The sequence below is a fragment of the Streptomyces diversicolor genome, from assembly GCF_057537855.1.
The window spans coordinates 1-18,684 of sequence record NZ_BAAJXA010000068.1; the positions used below are offsets into that span (position 1 = coordinate 1).

The window sequence follows — 18,684 nt, forward strand, 5'->3', positions numbered from 1 at the left end:
GGAAGCCGAATACGCCCAGCCGGTAGTTCAGGGTGACCACGATGACGTCGCCGCGATCGACGAGCGGCCTCGGGTCGTACCAGGAGCCGGCGCCGGAGACGAAGGCCCCGCCCGGGATGTACACCATCACCGGCAGCTTCTTCGACAGGGTGCGCGGCGTCGTCACGTTCAGGTAGAGGCAGTCCTCGCTGCCCACAGTCGTGCCGTCGGGCAGACCGGCCGACTGCGCGCAGACGTCACCGGGTGCGGTCGCCGCGCGCATACCGGACCAGGGCGCCGCCGGTGCGGGCGACTTCCACCCGACCAAGCGCTCGGTCGGTGCACGGTGGCAGGTCACGCTGACACCGGGCGGCACAGCTGTCAAGGAGTTCGCGCATACGCCGCAGCTATTTCCATTAGTCGGCAGACCGGTCTACAGTCTGGAACACCATGGAGCAGACGCAGATGTACGACGGACCCGCAGACACCGCGGGCTCCGCGGACGAGAGGCACGCCAACCGCTTGGTGGGCTCCGACCGAGTCCTTGCCGTACTCAAGGAACTCGCGCGCCACCCCGACGGAGTGGGACTGGAGGAGATGACACGGGCGATCAACGCGCCCAAGCCGACGGTGCACCGCGCCCTCGGCTCACTGCGGCGTGCCGGGCTCGCCGAGCAGGACGGCCGCGGCCGCTACGTACTCGGCGACGAGTTCCTCCGCATGGCGTTCGCCCACCACGAGGCCCGGCCGGACCACGTGCGCATCAGCCCGCTGCTCGACACGCTGGCAGCCCGGTTCGGCGAGACCGCACACTACGCCGTGCTCGACGGCCGCGAGGTGGTCTACCGGGCCAAGGTGGACCCGCCCACCGGCGCGGTACGGCTCACGTCCACCGTGGGCGGGCGGAACCCCGCGCACTGCACCGCTGTCGGAAAGCTCCTGCTCGCGCACCGTCTGCCCACCCTGCAGGCGGTCCGGTACTGGATCGGCGGGGACACACTCCCGCGCCGTACGGACCGGACCCGGTGCACGCCCGAGGGTCTGCACGAGGAATTCGCGCTCGCCCGTGAACGCGGGTACTCCGTCGACGACCAGGAGAACGAGACCGGGGTCAACTGCATTGCGCTGCCCGTCTACACGGGCGCACCCGACGTACCCACGGGCGCGATCAGTGTCAGCGCCCTGGCCTACCGCACCCCGCTGAGCACCCTGACGGACGCCGTCGAGGAGATCAGAGACCTGCTCGGCGTACTCGGAACCGCTCATCTGTGACGGGCGGCCGACTGGGCATCGGCCGACCGCACGCTCTGCCCCGCCTGCCCTGCCACCGCCACACCCCTGCCACCGCCACACCCCTGCCGCCACCACACTGAAGGACCGTCCCGTGTACCTCATGCGTATAGGCGCTCCCGGCGCCGAGAAGCCCGTCGCCCGGATCGACGACGACCGTTACGTCGATCTGTCCGATGTGGTCACCGACTTCGACGAAGTCTTCTTCGGCTCCGGCGGCATCGAGCGTGTGCGTCCCGTCGTGGCCGCGCGCGCCGCCGCCGGACAGGTCTCCCGCTTCGCCGGGGAACGCATCGGCGCGCCGATCGCCCGCCCGCACCAGATCCTGTGCATCGGCCTCAACTACCGTGACCACGCGGCCGAGAGCGGCATGGCCGTGCCCGACGAGCCGATCCTGTTCACGAAGTCGCCCAACACGCTCGTCGGCCCGAACGACGACGTCCGCATCCCGCGCGGCTCCACCAAGCCCGACTGGGAAGTGGAGTTGGGCATCGTCATCGGCAAGCGGACCAGCTATCTGGACTCGCTCGACGAGGCCCGTGACGCCATCGCCGGATACCTGGTCGTCAACGACGTCAGCGAGCGAGCCTTCCAACTGGAACGCGGCGGGCAGTGGGCGAAGGGCAAGTCGGCGGAGACCTTCAACCCCGCGGGGCCGTGGCTGGCCACCCCCGACGAGATCGACGACGTCCTGGCCCTGGACATGTGGCTGGACATCAACGGCGTGCGCCGCCAGGACGGCAGCACGAAGACGATGATCTTCGATCCGTATGTCATCGTGCACTACCTCAGCCAGTTCCTCGTCCTCGAACCGGGCGATCTGATCAACACGGGCACTCCGCCCGGCGTCGGCATGGGCTTCAACCCGCCGATCTGGCTGCAGCCGGGCGACGTCATGGAGTTGGGCATCCAGCAGCTGGGCAGCCAGCGGCAGAGCGTGCTCGGCCCGCGGTGAGCAACACGTCCATGCGCGCGTTCGTTCTCACAGGTCCCGGTACGTACGAGGTTCAAGAGGTGCCCTCGCCCGTGGCGGGCCCCGGCGAGGTGGTGGTCGACGTCGAACGGGTCGGCGTCTGCGGTACCGACGTCGAGTTCTTCACCGGCGAGATGGCCTACCTGCACTCGGGCCACGCCGCCTATCCCCTGCGCCCGGGCCACGAGTGGTCGGGGCGGGTCACCGCGGTCGGCCCCGGAGCGGACCCTTCCTGGGCCGGACGGCGCGTCATGGGCGACACCATGCTCGGCGACGGAACCTGCCGACGCTGCCGCAAAGGCAACCAGCATGTGTGCGAGAAGCGCCAGGAGGTGGGCGTCCGCGGGGACCGCCCCGGCGCCCTGGCCGAACGCCTCGCGGTCCCGGCATCCTCACTGCACGCCCTGCCCGAGAACGTCGACTCCGCCCTCGGCGCCCTGGTGGAACCCGGAGGCAACGCCCTGCGCGCCGCACAGGCCGCCGGCGTCGGCCCCGAGGACCGGGCGCTGGTGCTCGGGCCGGGGACGATCGGCCTGCTGGCCGCGATGTTCCTGCGTACCACCGGCGCCGAAGTACACCTGATGGGACAGTCCCCCGACTCACTCGCCTTCGCCCGCTTTCTCGGGTTCGCGCACGTGTGGCAGGAACACGACCTGCCCGACCTGCCGTTCGACGCGGTCGTGGACGCGACGAACGCCGCGCATCTGCCCGCTGCCGCGCTCGACCTCGTCGAGCCCGGCGGCCGGGTCGTCTGCATCGGCCTCGCGGGAGAGCCGAGCCGGATCGACACCCGCACCCTGGCGCTGAAGGACGTCACCGCGGTCGGCGTCCTCTCCGCCTCCCCCGGCCTGGACGCCACCATCCAGGCCTACGCCGAGCGGACCGTCGACCCGAGCCCGCTGGTCGCCGCCACCGTCGGCCTCGACGAGGTGGGCGCCGTACTGGCCGGCCGACGCCCGGCGGACGCGGGACCCGGGCCGAAGATCCACGTCGATCCGCGTCGATCCGCGACCTGAACCGCATCAACTCACCTGCAGAAACCGGCAGGTATTCATCCACGTCCGCCCGGCCCTGCCATGTCCTGACCTGTCCCAGGAGGTTGCTTTGACTGAATTCGACGGCCTGACCGCACTCGTGACCGGCGGGTGCAGCGGAATCGGGGCCGCCACCGCCGCCCTCCTGAGAGACAGGGGCGCCCAGGTCGCGGTCCTCGATGTGCAGAGGGAGGGTGCGCCCGCCGGCGTCACGGCGCTGCGCTGCGACATCACCGACCGGACCGCGGTCGAGACGGCCGTCGCTCAGATCGCCACGCGCTTCGGCGGGATCGACATCCTGGTCAACAACGCCGGCATCGGCGCGGTCGGCGCCGTCGACGCCAACGACGACGCGCAGTGGGCCCGCGTCCTCGACGTGAACGTCACCGGCATCGCCCGGATCACCCGAGCCGCGCTCCCGCATCTGCGGCGCTCCTCGCACGCGGCGGTGGTGAACCTCTGCTCGGCCGTCGCCTACATCGGCGTACGCCAAAGGGCCCTGTACAGCGCCAGCAAGGGAGCGGTCCACGCGCTGACGCTCGCCATGGCCGCCGACCACGCGGCGGACGGCATACGTGTCAACGCCGTGGCCCCCGGCACCGCCGACACCCCCTGGGTCGCCCGCCTGCTCGACGGCGCCGACGACCCGGAGGCGGCGGCCCGGTCCCTACGGGCACGGCAGCCCCTGGGGCGGCTGGTGAGCGCGGAGGAGGTGGCGCACGCCGTCGCCTCGCTCGCCTCGCCGCTCGCGGGATCCACCACCGGGACGGTCCTCAGGGTCGACGGAGGCATGACCAACCTGCGCGTGTGACCGGGCGGGCACTCGGTTCGTGTCCGTCCTCTTGAACCTCGCCGCCCGCTCCTGTATATCGTTCGTTAGATATAGAGTTGGAGCACGGTTGCAGAGAACGTGTTCACGAACCGAGCGCGCCCCCTGGAGGGCACATGAACAGACGCAGCCTCGTGTCTGCCGTCGCGTTGCCGGCCGCGCCGGGTCTCGGACTGGTCCACAGCACCTCACCCGCTGTCGCCTCACCCGCCGACGGACCACGGACGACAGTGACCGACGCCGCGACCCGGTGCGCGTCAACCGCGGGGCTGCACCTGGATCCTTCGGCCATCTTCCAGCTGAACCTGCCGACTTCATGGAACCGGAAGCCGGTGCAGCTCGGGGGCTCGGGCGTCAACGGCACCGTCGTCAGCGGGTTCGGCGGCGTCGCCGTGGGCGCCGGTCCCACGGGCTCGTTCGCCTTGAACAAGGAGGCTCTCGCCAACCACGCCGGCCGGAGCGTTCAGCGCACCCGCGACGCCGCGACGGGCGTCGTGTGGCAGCAGGCGTACTCCCGCCCAGGCGGCTCCCTCGACAGCCTGCCCTTACGAGTTCGCCTTTCCGCTCGCCAACGGCGTGACCCGAATGGGCCCGTATCCCGCTCCGCGGGGTGCCGATCTCGGTGGCGTCTGGTTCGACAACACGGACTCCGGGAAATCGGCCCAGCATTACTGGTTCGCCGATGCGGTGATCCGCTACTTCATCGAACAGGACGCCGGTGGCTCCCTGGAGAACTTCGACTACCGGCGCTATGCGTCACGCGTCACGTATCTCTCCCAGCTCTACGACGCCACGTGAGTGGACGGACCGGCAGACTCCGCCGAGCGGAGCGGTGGCCACGGACGCCGATCCCGCCATGGCGGGCCGCGCCAGGCCGCTCTGCGCCTACCCGTTGTGGCCCCGGTACAAGGGGCACGGCGATGTGAACATGGCCCAGAACTTCACCTGTACCGGCCGAGGACATCACTGAAGATGCACCGGAGAGCAGCCTTTCGGCGGCTGATCTCCTTCTCTTGAATTCCCTGTTCGGAAGGGCCGAACAGGGACAAAGCCATGCCCGCATTCTCCGTACCCGGTCACGAAATGGAACAGCTGCGAACACCGACCTAGCGCTCGGTCGGATTTCGGGTTTACGTTATGCGGCATCCCACCCCGAATCACGGGTGCCGGCCATACGTCCGTTTCCCGGACACGCCGAGAGGAAGCAGCGTTGCTCAGCAAGAAGAGGCTTTCCGTGACCGCGGCCGCAGCCGCGACGGCACTGGCGCTGACCGCATGCGGGGGCGGCGGCAACTCCGGCAGCAGCGGCGGCAGCGGCTCGCTGACGCTCGGAGCGATCCTCGCGCCTTCGACCTTCGCCGCGAACGCCGCGGGCTGGGGGAACGAGTCCCCGTACCTGCAAGCGGCGTACGACACCTTGCTGCGTGAGACGCCGGACGCGAAGATCGTGCCCTGGCTGGCCACCAGTTGGTCGTACAACACCGGCAAGACCGTCCTGACCGTGAAGCTCCGCGACGACGTGGCCTTCACCGACGGCACCAAGTTCGACGCCACGGCCGCCGCCGAGAACGTGCTGCGTCTGCGCGACGACAAGACGTCCAACAAGCCCTACCTGGACAGCATCAAGAACGCCGAGGCCGTCGACGCCACGACTTTGCGGATCTCCCTCTCGCAGCCCGATCCGGCGCTGCTGCACTACCTCGCCCAGAGCGCGGGCCTCATGGAGAGCCCGAAGCACTTCGGCGCCTCCGACGAGAAGACGAACCCGGTCGGCACCGGCCCCTACGTCCTGGACAAGGCCGCGACCGTCGCCGGCTCGAAGTACGTCTTCACCAAGAACCCGAAGTACTGGGCGAAGGACCAGCAGCACTTCGGCAAGGTGGTCATCAACGTCTACGCGATCCAGGCCGCGGTCAACGCCCTCCAGGGCCGTCAGATCGACGGCGCTCAGGTCGACGCCGACCACATCAAGCAGGTCAAGGCGGCCGGCTACGGCGTGCAGGTGAAGCAGCACGACTGGACGGGCCTGCTCCTGCTCGACCGGGACGGCAAGCTCAACCCCGCCCTCGGCAAGGTGGGTGTGCGCCGGGCGATCAACCAGGCCATCGACCGCGCCGCCATCCTCAAGACCGCCCACGGCTACGGAACGATCACCGGCCAGGTCTTCCCCGAGAACAACCCGGGCTACGTCGCGGAGCTCGACGACGCATACCCGTACGACCCTGCCAAGGCCAAGCAGTTGCTCGCCGCGGCCGGCTACCCCAAGGGCTTCACCCTGAAGATGCCGCTGGTCCAAGGACTCGGCAACTCCTCGCAGTTCGACCTGATCAAGCAGTATCTGGGGGCGGTGGGCATCACCGTCGACTACGTGTCCGAGCCGGTGAACAACCTCATCGCCGATCTCGTGGCGTCGAAGTTCGCGGCGAGCAAGATGTCCCTCAACCAGGACCCGACCGCCTGGCAGACCGCCAACGTGCAGATCGCCCCGGCCGCGGCGTTCAACCCGTTCCGCGTACAGGACCCGAAGATCGACAAGCTGCTCGCGACCATCCGGAGCGCACCCACCGCCGAGGCCGACGCGGCCGCGAAGGATCTCAACCGGTACGTCGTCGACCAGGCATGGTTCGCCCCGTTCTACCGCGTGGACACGATGTACGCCGTCGGCAAGAACATCGACGTCACGCTCCAGAGCGACAACGTCGTCCCCTATCTCTACCACTACAAGCCCAGGGCCTGAACCGTCGCGGGTGGGCCGCCGGACCGTATGACGGCAGCTCACCTCCCCTCCGCAAGGGACTTCGATGCTCCGCTTCGTGCTACGGCGGCTGGCCTCAGGCGTCGTCCTGATCGTGACCGTCTCCGTCATCACCTTCTTCCTCCTGTACGCCGCGGGCGGCGACGTCGCCCGACGGATCCTCGGCCCGCAGGCCACCGCGGACGCCGTCCGGGCCAAGCAGCACGAGCTCGGCCTCGACCAATCGATCCTGGCCCAGTTCGGGCACTGGCTCTCGGGCGCCGTGGACGGCGACTACGGCGCTTCGTGGTTCGACAACCTGCCGGTCACCCAGGTGATGACCAGCCGGCTGCCGGTCACACTCTCCCTGATCGCCGGAGCCACACTGATCACCGCCGTGGTCTCCGTGCCCCTCGGTGTGCTGGCGGCTCGTCGCGGCGGCTGGGCCGACCGGCTCGTGCAGTTCGTGTCCGTGCTGGGCTTCGCCGTCCCGGGATTCCTGGTGGCGATCGGGCTGGTGCTCGTCTTCGCCATCAAGTTCGGCCTGGTCGCGCCCACAGGCTACACACAGTTCTCGGACTCCCCCACAGGCTGGCTCGCGTCGATCCTCCTGCCCGCGACCGCCCTGTCGTTCGGCAGCGTCGCGGGCGTCGCCCAGCAGCTCCGCGGCTCGCTCCTCGACGCCCAGCGTCAGGACTGGGTCCGCGTCCTGCGCAGCCGCGGTCTGCCGGAATCACGGGTGGTCTACGCGCATGTGCTGCGCAACGCCGCCGGACCGGCGCTGGCCGTGCTCGGGCTCCAGTTCGTCGGGCTCATCGGCGGCACGGTGATCGTCGAGCAGATCTTCGCCATCCCCGGCCTCGGCGAGGTCGCCGTCACCGCCACCGGCCACGGCGACGTCCCGGTCGTGATGGGCCTGGTGATCGTCATCAGCGCCATCGTCGTCGTCCTGAACCTCCTGGTCGACCTGCTCCTTGGTTGGCTGAACCCGAAGGTGCGCCGCCCATGACCACACAGCTCTCCCCTCAAGACGCCACGGCAGCCGCTGCGTCGCGTTCGCTGCAAGGAACCGCGCGCGTCTCCTTGCTCCGCCGACTGCTGCAGAACCCGACCGGGGTCGCCTCACTGGTCTTCCTGGTCCTCGTGGTGCTCGCGGCCCTGCTCGCCCCCGTACTGGCCACGCACGACCCGAACACCGCTTCGGCGAACGACATCCTCGCCACGCCCGGCGGCGACCACTGGCTGGGAGCCGACGGCTCCGGTCACGACGTCTTCTCGCGGTTGCTCTACGCGTCACGTCTCACCCTGGTCGGAGCGCTGGTGGCCGTCGTCGTCGCCGCGGCGATCGGCGTCACGGCCGGCCTCGTCTCCGGCTACTACGGCAGGTGGTTCCAGACCGTCACCTCGTGGGCCGCGAGCCTGCTGATGGCTCTGCCCGGCATCGTCGTGCTGCTGGCCGCGCGTTCCGTGCTCGGTCCCTCGCTGCTCACGGCGATGACCATCTTCGGCGTGCTGCTGTTCCCCGCCTTCTACCGGGTGGTCCACACCGCCGTCTCCACGGTGCGGCAGGAGCTGTACGTCGATGCCGCCCGGGTCTCCGGGCTGACCGACCGGCGGATCATCGCCCGGCACATCCTCACCGTGGTCCGCGCCCCGGCGATCATCCTGGCCGCCGGCATCGCGGGCATCGCCATCGCCATCCAGGCCGGACTCGACTTCCTCGGCCTGGGAGACCCGAGCCAGGCCACATGGGGCGGCATGCTCCAGGACGCGTTCGCCAACATCTACTCGGCGCCCATGCAGTTGCTCTGGCCCAGCCTCGCGCTCGGCCTGACCTGTATCGCGTTGGGGCTGCTCGGCAACGCGCTCCGCGACGAGCTGGAGCGCACCGGCAGCCGCCCGGCCAAGCGCCGTACCCGGCAGGCGACGGCGACCTTCACGGCCACCTCCGTGGCGGCGATCGTCCACGAGGAGACGGAGCCCGACGCAGGCGCGGAGCTGCTGACCATCGACGGCCTCTGCGTCGGCTACGACCGCCCCGACGGCTCGGTCAAACCCGTCGTTGAGGGAGTGTCGCTGACCATCCGCCGCGGCGAGGTGCACGGCCTGGTCGGTGAGTCCGGTTCGGGCAAGACCCAGACCGCTTTCTCGATCCTGCGGCTGCTCCCCCCGGGCGGCCGGATCGTCGCAGGCACCATCTCCTTCCAGGGCAGCGACCTGGCGCACCTCTCGGAGAAGGACATGACGCGGCTGCGCGGCCGCACGATCGCGTACGTCCCGCAGGAGCCGATGAGCAGCCTCGACCCTTCCTTCACCATCGGCCATCAGCTCGCCGAACCGATGCGGGTCGCCCTGAAGACGAGCCGGGCGGAGGCCAGGGAGAAGGCGCTGGCCCTGCTCGCGCGGGTCGGGATCCCCGATCCGGAACGCACCTGGGCGGCCTACCCCCACGAGATATCCGGGGGCATGGCCCAACGCGTACTCATCGCCGGCGCCGTGTCGTGCCGCCCCGATCTGCTCATCGCCGACGAGCCGACCACGGCGCTCGACGTGACCGTGCAGGCGGAGGTGCTCGACCTGCTGCGTGATCTGCAGAGCGAGTTCCACATGGGGCTGCTCCTGGTCACCCACAACTTCGGCGTCGTCGCCGACCTCTGCGACCGCGTGTCGGTCATGCGGGACGGCCGGATCGTCGAGACGGGCCCGTCACGGCAGGTCTTCGCCGATCCCCGGCACGACTACACCCGCGCGCTGTTCGACGCGATCCTTGAGGACAGCGCGCCCCGCGGACCACTGGCCGCACCGACTGTCCCCGACGGAGCGTCGTCATGACCGATCGCCTGCTCGACATCGAGAACGTGGTGGTCGAGTACCCGTCCCGCGGCCTCGGCCTCGGCAGGAAGCCGTTCCGCGCCCTGCACGGCGTCAGCCTCGACATCCTCCCCGGTGAATGCGTCGGGCTCGTCGGCGAATCCGGCTCCGGCAAGACCACCCTCGGCCGGGCCGTCCTGGGTCTCGCCCCGGTAACCGGCGGCGCGATCCGCTACCGGGGCCGCGACATCAGCCACCTGCCCCGCAAGGACCGGCGTGCGCTGTCCAGCGACATCCAGGTCGTCTTCCAGGACCCGTACTCGTCGCTGAACCCGGCGATGACGATCGGTCAGATCCTCACCGAGCCGCTCACCGTACGGAGGGTGCCCAAGGGCCAAGCCGCCCAGCGAGTACGGGAGTTGCTCGACATGGTGCACCTGCCGGCCGACGCCGGTGACCGGCTGCCGCGCGAGTTCTCCGGCGGCCAGCGCCAGCGCATCGCGATCGCCCGGTCCCTCGCGCTCGAACCCCGGCTGATCGTCTGCGACGAGCCGGTCTCCGCGCTCGACCTCTCCACCCAGGCGCACGTCCTGGCCCTGCTGAAGGAGATCCAGGACACGACCTCGGTCGCCTACCTGTTCGTCTCCCACGACCTCGCCGTCGTACGCCATCTCTCCCACCGTGTCGCGGTCATGTACCGCGGTGAGATCGTCGAGTGGGGCGACGGCGACCAGGTCACCAGCAGGCCCGAACACCCCTACACCCAGCGCCTCTTCCTGGCCGCCCCGGTGCCGGACCCGCTGCTTCAGGAGCAGCGCCGGAGCGAGCGGCAGGACCTGCTCGGGCGGGGCGGTCAGACCGGCGCCGGCGCATGACCGCCGGCCCGCTCCCCTCCTCTCGCCGCGTCTTTTCCCCTCAGTTTTCCTCTCAGATTTCCTCTCAGAACGGATCGCCGATGCCCCCTCGTCCCGAAGCCCCTGCCGACGACCGCCACAGCGACGCTCCGCTGCTCGACAAGCTCGCGGCGCTCACGCTCGACGAGAAGGTGCTCCTTGTCACCGGCCGGGACCTCTGGACCACGTGGCCCATCGAGAAGATCGGGCTGCGTCGCATGCTCTTCTCCGACGGCCCGTCAGGTGTCCGCGGCGAGGTGTGGGACGAGCGCGACCCGTCGCTGAACCTGCCCTCGGCCACCGCCCTCGCCGCCTCGTGGGATCCGGACCTGGCCCGGCGGTACGGCGCCGCCGCGGCGGTCGAGGCCCGGCGCAAGGGTGTCGACGCCGTCCTCGGTCCTACGATCAACCTGCACCGCTCCCCGCTCGGCGGGCGGCACTTCGAGTGCTTCAGCGAGGACCCCGTCCTGACGGCCGAACTCGCCACCGCCTACGTGACCGGGGTACAGGACAACGGAGTCGGCGCCACACCAAAGCACTACATCGCCAACGACTTCGAGACCGACCGCTTCACCGTCGACGTCCGCATCGACGAGCGCACCTTGCGTGAGCTGTACCTGCTGGCCTTCGAGAAGCCGGTGACCGCAGCACGCCCCTGGCTGGTGATGAGCGCCTACAACGCGGTCAACGGGGCCGCCGCGACCGAGAACCGGCTGCTGCACACTCCGCTGAAGGACGAGTGGGGCTTCGACGGTGTCGTCGTCAGCGACTGGACCGCGGTACGCAGTCTGCGGTCCGCGAAGGCCGAACAGGATCTGGCCATGCCCGGACCGGAGGGTCCGTGGGGCGCCGCCCTCGCCGAGGCGGTCCGCCGCGGGGAGATCGACGAGAAGGTCCTCGACCGCAAGGTCCTGCGTCTCCTGCGCCTCGCCAGACGTGTGGGAGCACTGGACGGCGCGGCTCCGGCCGACCCGGTCTGGGTCGAGGACGGCATCGCCCTGGCCCGCCACGCCGCCGCGGAAGGCACCGTACTGCTGGAGAACCGCGGCGAGTTGCCGTGGGACGGCGGGACGCTGCGCACTGTGGCGGTGATCGGCGAGAACGCGGCCGCCGCGCGCACCCAGGGCGGCGGCTCAGCGACCGTGATGCCCGCGTACACCGTCTCCCCGCTGGAGGGAGTGCGCACCGCTCTGCCCGGCACCGAGGTCACGTATGCGCCGGGCACGGCCACGCGGGGCGGCGTCGTCGAACTGCCGCCGGCCCGGATGACCAACCCGGTGACCGGCTCCCCCGGCCTGCGCGCCCGTTTCCTGGCCGAGGACGGCGAGGAACTGTTCGCCGAGGACCGGCGCTCCAGCCAGCTCGTGTATCTGGGCGGCGAGGCGCCGATCGGAAAGTCCGCGGCCTTCGAACTCCGCACCCTGTACACCCCGGTCGAGTCCGGCACCGTACGACTCGGCTTCGCGCTCGCCGGTGCCGGACGCCTGTACGTCGGCGGAGAACTCCTCGTCGAGGCCGTGGTCGACGCAGGCAGCGATCCCGGGGTGGGGCTGCTCGCCGCGCCGTCCACGTCCGCGGAGTTCGAGCTGACCGCGGGGACACCGGTCGACCTGCGGCTGGTGTACGACCTTGTCGGCCGCCGGGGCCTTGCCGCGCAGGCGATGTCGGTGGGCCTGGGCACCGAGCCCGCCGATGTCGACGAGGATGCGCTCATCGCCGAGGCCGCGCGCGCCGCGGCGGAGGCGGACGTCGCGCTCGTCGTCGTCGGCACCACCCCGCTCGTCGAGTCGGAGGGCCACGACCGCACCTCGCTCGCCCTGCCGGGCCGCCAGGACGACCTGGTCCGGGCGGTGACCGCCGCCAACCCGCGCACCGTGGTGCTCGTCAACGCCGGTGCCCCGGTCCTGCTCCCCTGGCGCGACCGCGTCGCCGCCCTCCTCGTCGGCTGGTTCGGCGGGCAGGAGTTCGGCAACGCCCTTGCCGACGTGCTGCTCGGGACCGTCGAGCCCGGCGGCCGGCTCACCACCACCTGGCCCGCCGAGCAGGCCGACGTGCCCGTGCTCTCCTGCACACCGCACGACGGTGCCGTGGAGTACGGCGAGGGCATCCACATCGGCTACCGCGCCTGGCTCCGGTCGGAGACCGCCCCGGCGTACTGGTTCGGCAGCGGGCGCGGCTACACCACCATCGATGTCACCGAGGTGTCCTCGCCCGCGGTCGCGGCCCCCGGCGACGACGTGACCGTCCGCGTCCAGGTGGTCAATCGCGGCGAGCGCGACGGCAAGCAGGTCGTGCAGGTCTACGCGGAGCGGCCGGACAGCGCCGTCGAACGGCCTGTTCGCTGGCTGGTCGGCTCGGCGCCGGTGTACGTGGCCGCCGGGCGGACGGCGGAGGTGGAGGTCACCGTCCCGACCCGCCACCTGGCCCACTGGGCGGGTGAATGGGCCTACGAGCCCGGTGAGTACCGCTTGCGCGTGGGAACTTCGGCCGTCGACCTTCCCCTCAAGACCGCGGTCTCGGTATCCGAACGCGCGTGACCTCCCCGGCCCCCGCTCGTGTCCGACCCTCGTGAAAGGTCACCGACCATGCCTTACGTCCACGCGGCCGTGGAGGAGGGGACGCTGCGCGGCATCGACCACGCGGCGGTCGTCAGCTTCCTCGGTGTCCCCTACGGGGCCGACACGGGCGGGGAGAACCGCTTCCGGCCCCCACAGCCCGTCAAGCCCTGGGACGGGATCCGCGACGCCCTGACCTTCGGTCCTTCGGCGCCGCAGACCGACCTGCGGTTGAGTGCCGCGGCCCACCTCGCCCCGCTGCTCACGCTCCTCATGCCGCGCGCCGGCGGCCCCACGGAGGGCTCGGCCGTCGACGAGGACTGCCTCCGGCTGAACATCTGGGCACCCTCCGGCCGGCAGGACGACTCACTGCCGGTCCTCGTCTGGCTCCACGGAGGCGGGTACACCTTCGGCTCGGGGAACGAGATGTCCTTCAACGGGGACGTGCTGGCCGCCGCCGGAGAGCTGGTCGTCGTCACGGTCACCCACCGCCTCGGCCTCCTCGGTTTTCTCGACCTACGGGAGATGGGCGAGGCCGGTTCCGCCAACGCGGGCGTGCTGGACATCGTGGCCGCGCTCGAATGGGTCCAGCGCAACATCCGCGCCTTCGGCGGCGACCCCCGACGGGTCACCGTCTGCGGTCAGTCGGGCGGCAGCGGGAAGGTCGCGGCGCTGCACGCCATGCCCCGCGCCCGCGATCTCTTCGCGCGCTCCATCATGATGAGCGGGCCGTTCGGGCGGCAGTGCACCGCGGCGAGTGCCGCCGCGCTCCGCGCTCGGACGATGGATCTCGCCGGATTCGCCTCGGTCGGCGAACTCCGCGCAGCGCCGACGGACCGTCTCCTGGACGCACAGGCAGCGGTGCTGCGCGGCACCGGGCCGGCCTCGCTCACCGGGTTCGGTCCCGCCCACGACCCCGACGACCTGCCGGGTGACGCGTTCGGCGACGAGGCGGCCGAGGGCGTACGGGGCAAGCGGCTCCTGATCGGGTGGACGTCGCACGAGTCCACCTTCATGCTGGCCGCGGACCCGTCATACACGACCGGCATGCGGCCGCAGGACGCAGCCTCCCGCGTCGACGCCGTGGCGGACGCCGACGGCTTCACCTACGCCGACCTCGCCGCGCGGTTCCCGCACGAGGCACCGCACCTGCTGCTAGGACGGCGCATGAGTCAGCTGATGTTCCAGGAGCCGGCGCGCAGGATCGCCGATCTGGCCGCATCGAAGGCCGACGGTGTGTGGGCTTACGAGTTCCGGCAGCCCACCGAGGTCCTCGGCGGGCTGCTCGGCGCGACGCACTCCCTCGATCTCGCCTACGTGTTCGGCACGGTCGACCGGATTCCGCTGACCGGTCGCCACCTAGGGCGGCACCAGGTTTCGCGCGACATGATGCGTGCGTGGGTCGCCTTCGCCCACACCGGTGATCCGGGCTGGGAGCCGTGGAGTTCCACCGAATCCGTGCGCGCCTTCGGCACTCCCCACGGCCCGGATCTGCGGCTTCCCCCGGACGTGAACATGAGCGGCCCGCTGGGGAGCCCTCCGCGCGAACCGCTGCGGTGAGGGCTTCCCGTGGACCAACCGCGGTAGCTGTGCCGCCTGTTGTCGTGGCACTACAGCTCGACGGCCAGGAGTGTCTGGAGGAAGCGGCGCACCTCACCGGCCATGTCGACCCCGCCGCGGTCGTAGAGCCACTGGATCTGCAAGCCGTCCACCAGGGCGAGCATCCACCGAGCGGCGTCAACGGGGGCCACGCCCGGGCGCAGTTGACCGGCTTCGGCGATCTCCTCGAACGACTTCTGCACGGACGCCATGACCCATGCGTAACGCTCTTCGAAGTAGCCGTGCACCGGGTGGTCACGGGACGTCGCGTCGGCGGACAGGACCGCGTACAACTCGGTCAGCGACGGGCTGTCGCGCTGGTTGGACTCGATCAGCAGGACCAGGGCGCGGAGATACGCCAGACCGCCTTCCCGCCTTGCCGCGTCGACGGCTTCCCTCGCTTGCGCGTCGCGCCAGGTGAGCACGGCCTCGATGATGTGGTTCTTGCTCGGGAAGTGGTGCAGGAGGCCTGCCTGGCTCAGTCCGGCGCGGGTTGCCACGTCCCTGAGCGACCCCTTGTGGAAGCCCGCCGTGGAGAAGACCTCGACTGCCGCGTCGATGATCTCCCGTCGTCGAGCTGCGCTGTTCGCGTATTCACCCCGGAACGGTGGAGACGTCCTCGTCATGCGGACACCGTATCGCGCACCGCTTCCAGAAACCTAGCGACCGCTCGGTCGGCTCATAGTGTTCCCCCGACCGACCACCACCGAAGGAGAACCCCATGTCCACTGACACCACCCGCGCGCGTGTCCGAACCGACGCCGGGACCGTCCAGGGCTTCGTCGCCCCGGGCTTCAGCGCGGTGAGCGAGCAGATGGCTCGGGTCATCGCCGATGACCCGAGCTACTCCGCACAGTTCTGCGCCTACGTGGACGGCCGGACCGTCGTCGACATCTGGGGCGGGCCCGATGCCTTTGAGGACAGTATCCAGGGCGTCTTCTCGGCCACCAAGGGCGTGGCCGGCGTCTGCGTCGCACTCCTGCTCCAGCGCGGCCTGCTCGACCTCGACAGGCCGGTGCGCTCCTACTGGCCCGAGTTCGCCCAGGGCGGCAAGGCGGCGGTCACGGTACGCATCGCGCTGTCCCACCAGGCCGGCGTCCCGGGTCTGGAGCCACAGATCGCTCAGGACCAGCTCCTGGACCACGCCTACCTGGCCGCGCGGATCGCCGCTCAGACGCCGCACTGGTATCCGGGCATCGCGCACGGCTACCACGGCCTCACCATCGGCACGATCATGGACGAGCTGGTCCGCCGCGTCGACGGACGGCCCCTCAGCCAGTTCTTCCGCGAGGAGATCGGCGATCCCCGTGACATCGACTTCTTCATCGCGACGCCGCAGGAGCAGGAGCCACGCGTCGTGGACGTGCTCCCTCGACAGCCCACTCCGGAGCAGGCCGCCGCCCTGCTGGACTCCCCCCTACGGCAGGACGGGGACAGCCTGACCGGAATGGCTTTCAACGCGGCGGTGAGTGATCCGTTCGCCGAGCTGCTGCCGAACGACCCCCGCGTACGCGCCGCCGGCCAGCCGTCCGCCGGCGGCGTCGGGTCCGCCAGGGGCCTCGCCCGGCTCTACGCCTCGTGCATCAGCGAGGTCGACGGCATGCCGCGGTTGCTGTCGCCGGAGACGGTCGCCACGGTCGCACAGATCCAGACCGTCGGCACCGACCTGATACTCGGCCTGCCCACGCGATTCGGCATCGTCTTCCAGAAGCCGGACCCCAACCGGCTGCGCTGCGGCAGCCATGAGTCGTTCGGCCACGACGGCGCGGGCGGCGCCCTCGGCATCGCCGACCCGTGGCATTGCCTCGGCTACGGCTACGTCCCCCGCCGCATGTCGATCCCCGGCGGCGCGGACGCACGCGGCATGGACCTGGCCCGCACGCTGCGGCAGTGCCTCGCCGACCAGCGCGGATGAAGAACGGGTCCGGGTACCGAGCCGAGCGCTGCGGCGAGTGCGGTGCTCACGAACTTGCCGCGGTTCCAGTGAGCGGTCATGCGGTGGGGCAGACAAGCAGAACGACGGACCCGCGCCGCGTACCGCCCGGAGGGCCGCACTCGACCGTTGTGCGAGTATCCGCTGTGGCCGCGCTACAAAGGTCACGGAGACATGGACCAGGCGAAGAACTTCAGCCACGCCGACCGAGACCGGCCATGAGGAAGGAGCACCGTGGTACGAGAGACGGCTCGGACCCAGCAGCCGAACAGGATGCGGCGCGCCGAGCCCGGGCCCGGCTTCGAGCCTGATCCCGGCCCGTGCTGGCGCCACTACGACGAACTGGAACTCCCGCCGCTCCTGGGAGCCGCCTTGGAGGAGTTCCGCGCCCACGGGTACCACGGCGGTTCGGTACGGGCCATCGCCGGGCGGGTCGGAGTGACCCTGCCGACGTTGTACTACCACCACGGCAGCAAGCAGGGGTTGCTGGTGGCCCTGCTCATGGGCTCGATGCACGATGTGCTGGTACGCGCCCGGCACGCTCTGGCAGAGGCGGGCGACCGGCCCGAAGACCAGTTGGCGCACGTCGTCGAGGCCGTCACGCTGTACATGGCCCACCGGCGCCACCTGGCGTTCCTGGATGGAGAGATCCGGAATCTGGAACCCGACAACCGGGAACGGTACCGAGCGGAGCGCGAGAAGCTGTCGGTCATGCTGCGCCGCATCGTGACGGACGGCGCCGCGGACGGCGTGTTCGTCACCGCCTACCCCACGGAGGCGGCCCGGGCCGTCCTGTCCATGTGCCAGGCGGTCGCCACGTGGTACCGCGCCGACGGACCGCTGACCGAGGCCGAGGTCGCCCAGCGGTACGTCACGATCGCCCTGAACACAGTCGGCCGCACCGCGGAACCGGACCCCCGCACCTGAACGCGCTCAGGTGAGTACGGCGGCAAGGCGCCCCTCGATGAGCGCGTGCGCCTCGGTGACGATGCGCTCGATCAGGTCGGCGACGGTCGGGATGTCGTCGATGAGCCCCTGGACCATGCCCGCGGTCCAGATGCCCCGATCGGGGTCGCCGACCTCGTACACCTGTCGGCCACGGGCCCCGGCCACGAGTTCGCGGACGTCCTCGAACTTCCCGCCCGCGTCCAGAATCGACACGACCTGCCGGCTGACCGTATTGCGGGCCACCCGCGCGGTGTTGCGCAGCGGCCGGAAGAGCAGATCCGTCTCCCGCTCGCTCGCCTCCACCAGGCGCCGTTTGACGTTGTCGTGCACCGGCGCCTCGACGGTGGCCAGGAACCGGGTGCCCATGTTGATGCCGTCGGCACCCAGGGCGAGCGCCGCGACCAGCCCGCGGGCGTCGGCGAATCCACCGGAGGCGATCATCGGGATGGTGATCTCCTTCGCCGCGGCGGGGATCAGCACCAGGCCGGGGATGTCGTCCTCCCCCGGGTGGCCGGCGCATTCGAAGCCGTCGATCGAGATGCCGTCCACGCCCAGTTCCTGTGCCTTCACCGCGTGGCGGACGCTGGTGCACTTGTGCAGCACCTTCACTCCGCCCCGGTGGAACACCGGAAGGTGTTCGGCCGGGTTGGCCCCGGCCGTCTCCACCACCGGCACCCCCGACTCGACGATCACGTCCCGGTACTCCGCATACGGCGGCGGGGTGATCGACGGAAGGATGGTCAGGTTCACCCCGAAGGGCTTGTCGGTCAGGTCCCGACAGCGGGCGATCTCCTTGGCCAGGTCCTCGGGGGTCGGCTGGGTCAGGGCGGTGATGAACCCCAGCCCGCCGGCGTCGGCCACCGCCGAGACCAACTCGGCGCGGCCCACCCACTGCATGCCGCCCTGGACGATCGGGTGCTCCACTCCGAACACCTCGCAGAACCGTGTCCGCACCATGGCCGGGTCCCCTTCCGCTCTTCGAATCCGCACAATCCTCCGGACACGCTAGCGTCTCTATCGATCGATAGATAGCATCATGGGCAGATCCCTCACCTTGCCGCCGCCCGGCGAAGGCTGGGATCTATATCGATCGATAGATCGATCGG

18 protein-coding genes are annotated in these 18,684 nt (G+C 70.4%); 15 read left to right on the plus strand and 3 right to left on the minus strand.

What is annotated here, in order from left to right:
* The coding region (locus AC27LF_RS42800; RefSeq protein WP_479664613.1) for a carboxylesterase family protein at positions 1 to 262 on the minus strand (262 nt) is incomplete at its 3' end.
* 167 nt (positions 263 to 429) lie between these two features.
* Between AC27LF_RS42800 and AC27LF_RS42805 the strand changes: the two genes are divergently transcribed.
* From AC27LF_RS42805 to AC27LF_RS42860, 12 genes are all read left to right on the plus strand, one after another.
* A complete protein-coding gene (locus AC27LF_RS42805) occupies positions 430 to 1,251 on the plus strand; it encodes an IclR family transcriptional regulator (RefSeq protein ID WP_479664614.1) in 822 nt (273 codons plus the stop codon).
* A gap of 112 nt (positions 1,252 to 1,363) precedes the next feature.
* The gene (locus AC27LF_RS42810; protein ID WP_479664615.1) at positions 1,364 to 2,224 is read left to right on the plus strand and encodes a fumarylacetoacetate hydrolase family protein; all 861 of its coding nucleotides are present in this window, start codon (positions 1,364 to 1,366) and stop codon (positions 2,222 to 2,224) included.
* Positions 2,225 to 2,235: 11 nt separating this feature from the next.
* The gene (locus AC27LF_RS42815; RefSeq protein WP_479664616.1) at positions 2,236 to 3,258 is read left to right on the plus strand and encodes a zinc-dependent alcohol dehydrogenase; all 1,023 of its coding nucleotides are present in this window, start codon (positions 2,236 to 2,238) and stop codon (positions 3,256 to 3,258) included.
* 88 nt (positions 3,259 to 3,346) lie between these two features.
* Positions 3,347 to 4,087: an SDR family NAD(P)-dependent oxidoreductase gene (locus AC27LF_RS42820; RefSeq protein WP_479664617.1), complete on the plus strand. Its 741-nt coding sequence runs from the start codon at positions 3,347 to 3,349 to the stop codon at positions 4,085 to 4,087.
* Between the two features lie 594 nt (positions 4,088 to 4,681).
* Complete coding sequence (locus AC27LF_RS42825; RefSeq protein ID WP_479664618.1) at positions 4,682 to 4,903, plus strand: hypothetical protein; 222 nt, start codon at positions 4,682 to 4,684, stop codon at positions 4,901 to 4,903.
* A complete protein-coding gene (locus AC27LF_RS42830; protein WP_479664619.1) occupies positions 4,857 to 5,075 on the plus strand; it encodes a tannase/feruloyl esterase family alpha/beta hydrolase in 219 nt (72 codons plus the stop codon). Before AC27LF_RS42825 ends, AC27LF_RS42830 begins: the two co-directional genes overlap by 47 nt.
* Before the next feature lie 264 nt (positions 5,076 to 5,339).
* Positions 5,340 to 6,842: an ABC transporter substrate-binding protein gene (locus AC27LF_RS42835; RefSeq protein WP_479664620.1), complete on the plus strand. Its 1,503-nt coding sequence runs from the start codon at positions 5,340 to 5,342 to the stop codon at positions 6,840 to 6,842.
* Between the two features lie 64 nt (positions 6,843 to 6,906).
* Positions 6,907 to 7,848 (plus strand): ABC transporter permease, encoded by a 942-nt coding sequence (locus tag AC27LF_RS42840; RefSeq protein ID WP_479664621.1) that lies wholly within the window; start codon positions 6,907 to 6,909, stop codon positions 7,846 to 7,848.
* Positions 7,845 to 9,671 (plus strand): dipeptide/oligopeptide/nickel ABC transporter permease/ATP-binding protein, encoded by a 1,827-nt coding sequence (locus AC27LF_RS42845; RefSeq protein WP_479664622.1) that lies wholly within the window; start codon positions 7,845 to 7,847, stop codon positions 9,669 to 9,671. Before AC27LF_RS42840 ends, AC27LF_RS42845 begins: the two co-directional genes overlap by 4 nt.
* Positions 9,668 to 10,525, plus strand: coding sequence for an ATP-binding cassette domain-containing protein (locus AC27LF_RS42850; protein WP_479664623.1), 858 nt, complete (start codon positions 9,668 to 9,670; stop codon positions 10,523 to 10,525). The genes AC27LF_RS42845 and AC27LF_RS42850 overlap by 4 nt, the downstream gene beginning before the upstream one ends.
* Positions 10,526 to 10,605: 80 nt before the next feature.
* Positions 10,606 to 13,080: a glycoside hydrolase family 3 protein gene (locus tag AC27LF_RS42855; protein WP_479664624.1), complete on the plus strand. Its 2,475-nt coding sequence runs from the start codon at positions 10,606 to 10,608 to the stop codon at positions 13,078 to 13,080.
* Positions 13,081 to 13,128: 48 nt separating this feature from the next.
* Positions 13,129 to 14,658 carry a carboxylesterase/lipase family protein gene (locus AC27LF_RS42860; RefSeq protein WP_479664625.1) on the plus strand — a complete coding sequence of 510 codons (1,530 nt, stop codon included), beginning with the start codon at positions 13,129 to 13,131 and terminating at the stop codon, positions 14,656 to 14,658.
* A 50-nt stretch (positions 14,659 to 14,708) separates the two neighbouring features.
* Here the strand turns inward: AC27LF_RS42860 and AC27LF_RS42865 are convergent, their stop codons facing one another.
* Positions 14,709 to 15,323: a TetR/AcrR family transcriptional regulator gene (locus AC27LF_RS42865; protein WP_479664626.1), complete on the minus strand. Its 615-nt coding sequence runs from the start codon at positions 15,321 to 15,323 to the stop codon at positions 14,709 to 14,711.
* A 95-nt stretch (positions 15,324 to 15,418) separates the two neighbouring features.
* On the opposite strand from AC27LF_RS42865, the gene AC27LF_RS42870 reads away from it, so the two are divergent.
* From AC27LF_RS42870 to AC27LF_RS42880, 3 genes are all read left to right on the plus strand, one after another.
* Complete coding sequence (locus AC27LF_RS42870; RefSeq protein WP_479664627.1) at positions 15,419 to 16,612, plus strand: serine hydrolase domain-containing protein; 1,194 nt, start codon at positions 15,419 to 15,421, stop codon at positions 16,610 to 16,612.
* Between the two features lie 78 nt (positions 16,613 to 16,690).
* Positions 16,691 to 16,852, plus strand: a complete 162-nt coding sequence (locus tag AC27LF_RS42875; RefSeq protein ID WP_479664628.1) for a tannase/feruloyl esterase family alpha/beta hydrolase — start codon at positions 16,691 to 16,693, stop codon at positions 16,850 to 16,852.
* A 12-nt stretch (positions 16,853 to 16,864) separates the two neighbouring features.
* Positions 16,865 to 17,557 carry a TetR/AcrR family transcriptional regulator gene (locus AC27LF_RS42880; protein WP_479664629.1) on the plus strand — a complete coding sequence of 231 codons (693 nt, stop codon included), beginning with the start codon at positions 16,865 to 16,867 and terminating at the stop codon, positions 17,555 to 17,557.
* Between the two features lie 6 nt (positions 17,558 to 17,563).
* Here AC27LF_RS42880 and AC27LF_RS42885 read toward each other — a convergent pair whose 3' ends face one another.
* Positions 17,564 to 18,535 carry an NAD(P)H-dependent flavin oxidoreductase gene (locus AC27LF_RS42885; RefSeq protein ID WP_479664630.1) on the minus strand — a complete coding sequence of 324 codons (972 nt, stop codon included), beginning with the start codon at positions 18,533 to 18,535 and terminating at the stop codon, positions 17,564 to 17,566.
* Between the last annotated feature and the right edge of the window lie 149 nt (positions 18,536 to 18,684).

Bases quoted from the DNA above. Each gene is read 5' to 3' on its own strand.
- AC27LF_RS42840 (WP_479664621.1), top strand. From the start codon at position 6,907: ATGCTCCGCTTCGTGCTACGGCGGCTGGCCTCAGGCGTCGTCCTGATC.
- AC27LF_RS42805 (WP_479664614.1), top strand. From the start codon at position 430: ATGGAGCAGACGCAGATGTACGACGGACCCGCAGACACCGCGGGCTCC.
- AC27LF_RS42870 (WP_479664627.1), top strand. From the start codon at position 15,419: ATGTCCACTGACACCACCCGCGCGCGTGTCCGAACCGACGCCGGGACC.
- AC27LF_RS42885 (WP_479664630.1), bottom strand. From the start codon at position 18,535: ATGGTGCGGACACGGTTCTGCGAGGTGTTCGGAGTGGAGCACCCGATC.
- AC27LF_RS42855 (WP_479664624.1), top strand. From the start codon at position 10,606: ATGCCCCCTCGTCCCGAAGCCCCTGCCGACGACCGCCACAGCGACGCT.
- AC27LF_RS42830 (WP_479664619.1), top strand. From the start codon at position 4,857: ATGCGTCACGCGTCACGTATCTCTCCCAGCTCTACGACGCCACGTGAG.
- AC27LF_RS42815 (WP_479664616.1), top strand. From the start codon at position 2,236: ATGCGCGCGTTCGTTCTCACAGGTCCCGGTACGTACGAGGTTCAAGAG.
- AC27LF_RS42860 (WP_479664625.1), top strand. From the start codon at position 13,129: ATGCCTTACGTCCACGCGGCCGTGGAGGAGGGGACGCTGCGCGGCATC.
- AC27LF_RS42850 (WP_479664623.1), top strand. From the start codon at position 9,668: ATGACCGATCGCCTGCTCGACATCGAGAACGTGGTGGTCGAGTACCCG.
- AC27LF_RS42865 (WP_479664626.1), bottom strand. From the start codon at position 15,323: ATGACGAGGACGTCTCCACCGTTCCGGGGTGAATACGCGAACAGCGCA.
- AC27LF_RS42875 (WP_479664628.1), top strand. From the start codon at position 16,691: ATGCGGTGGGGCAGACAAGCAGAACGACGGACCCGCGCCGCGTACCGC.
- AC27LF_RS42845 (WP_479664622.1), top strand. From the start codon at position 7,845: ATGACCACACAGCTCTCCCCTCAAGACGCCACGGCAGCCGCTGCGTCG.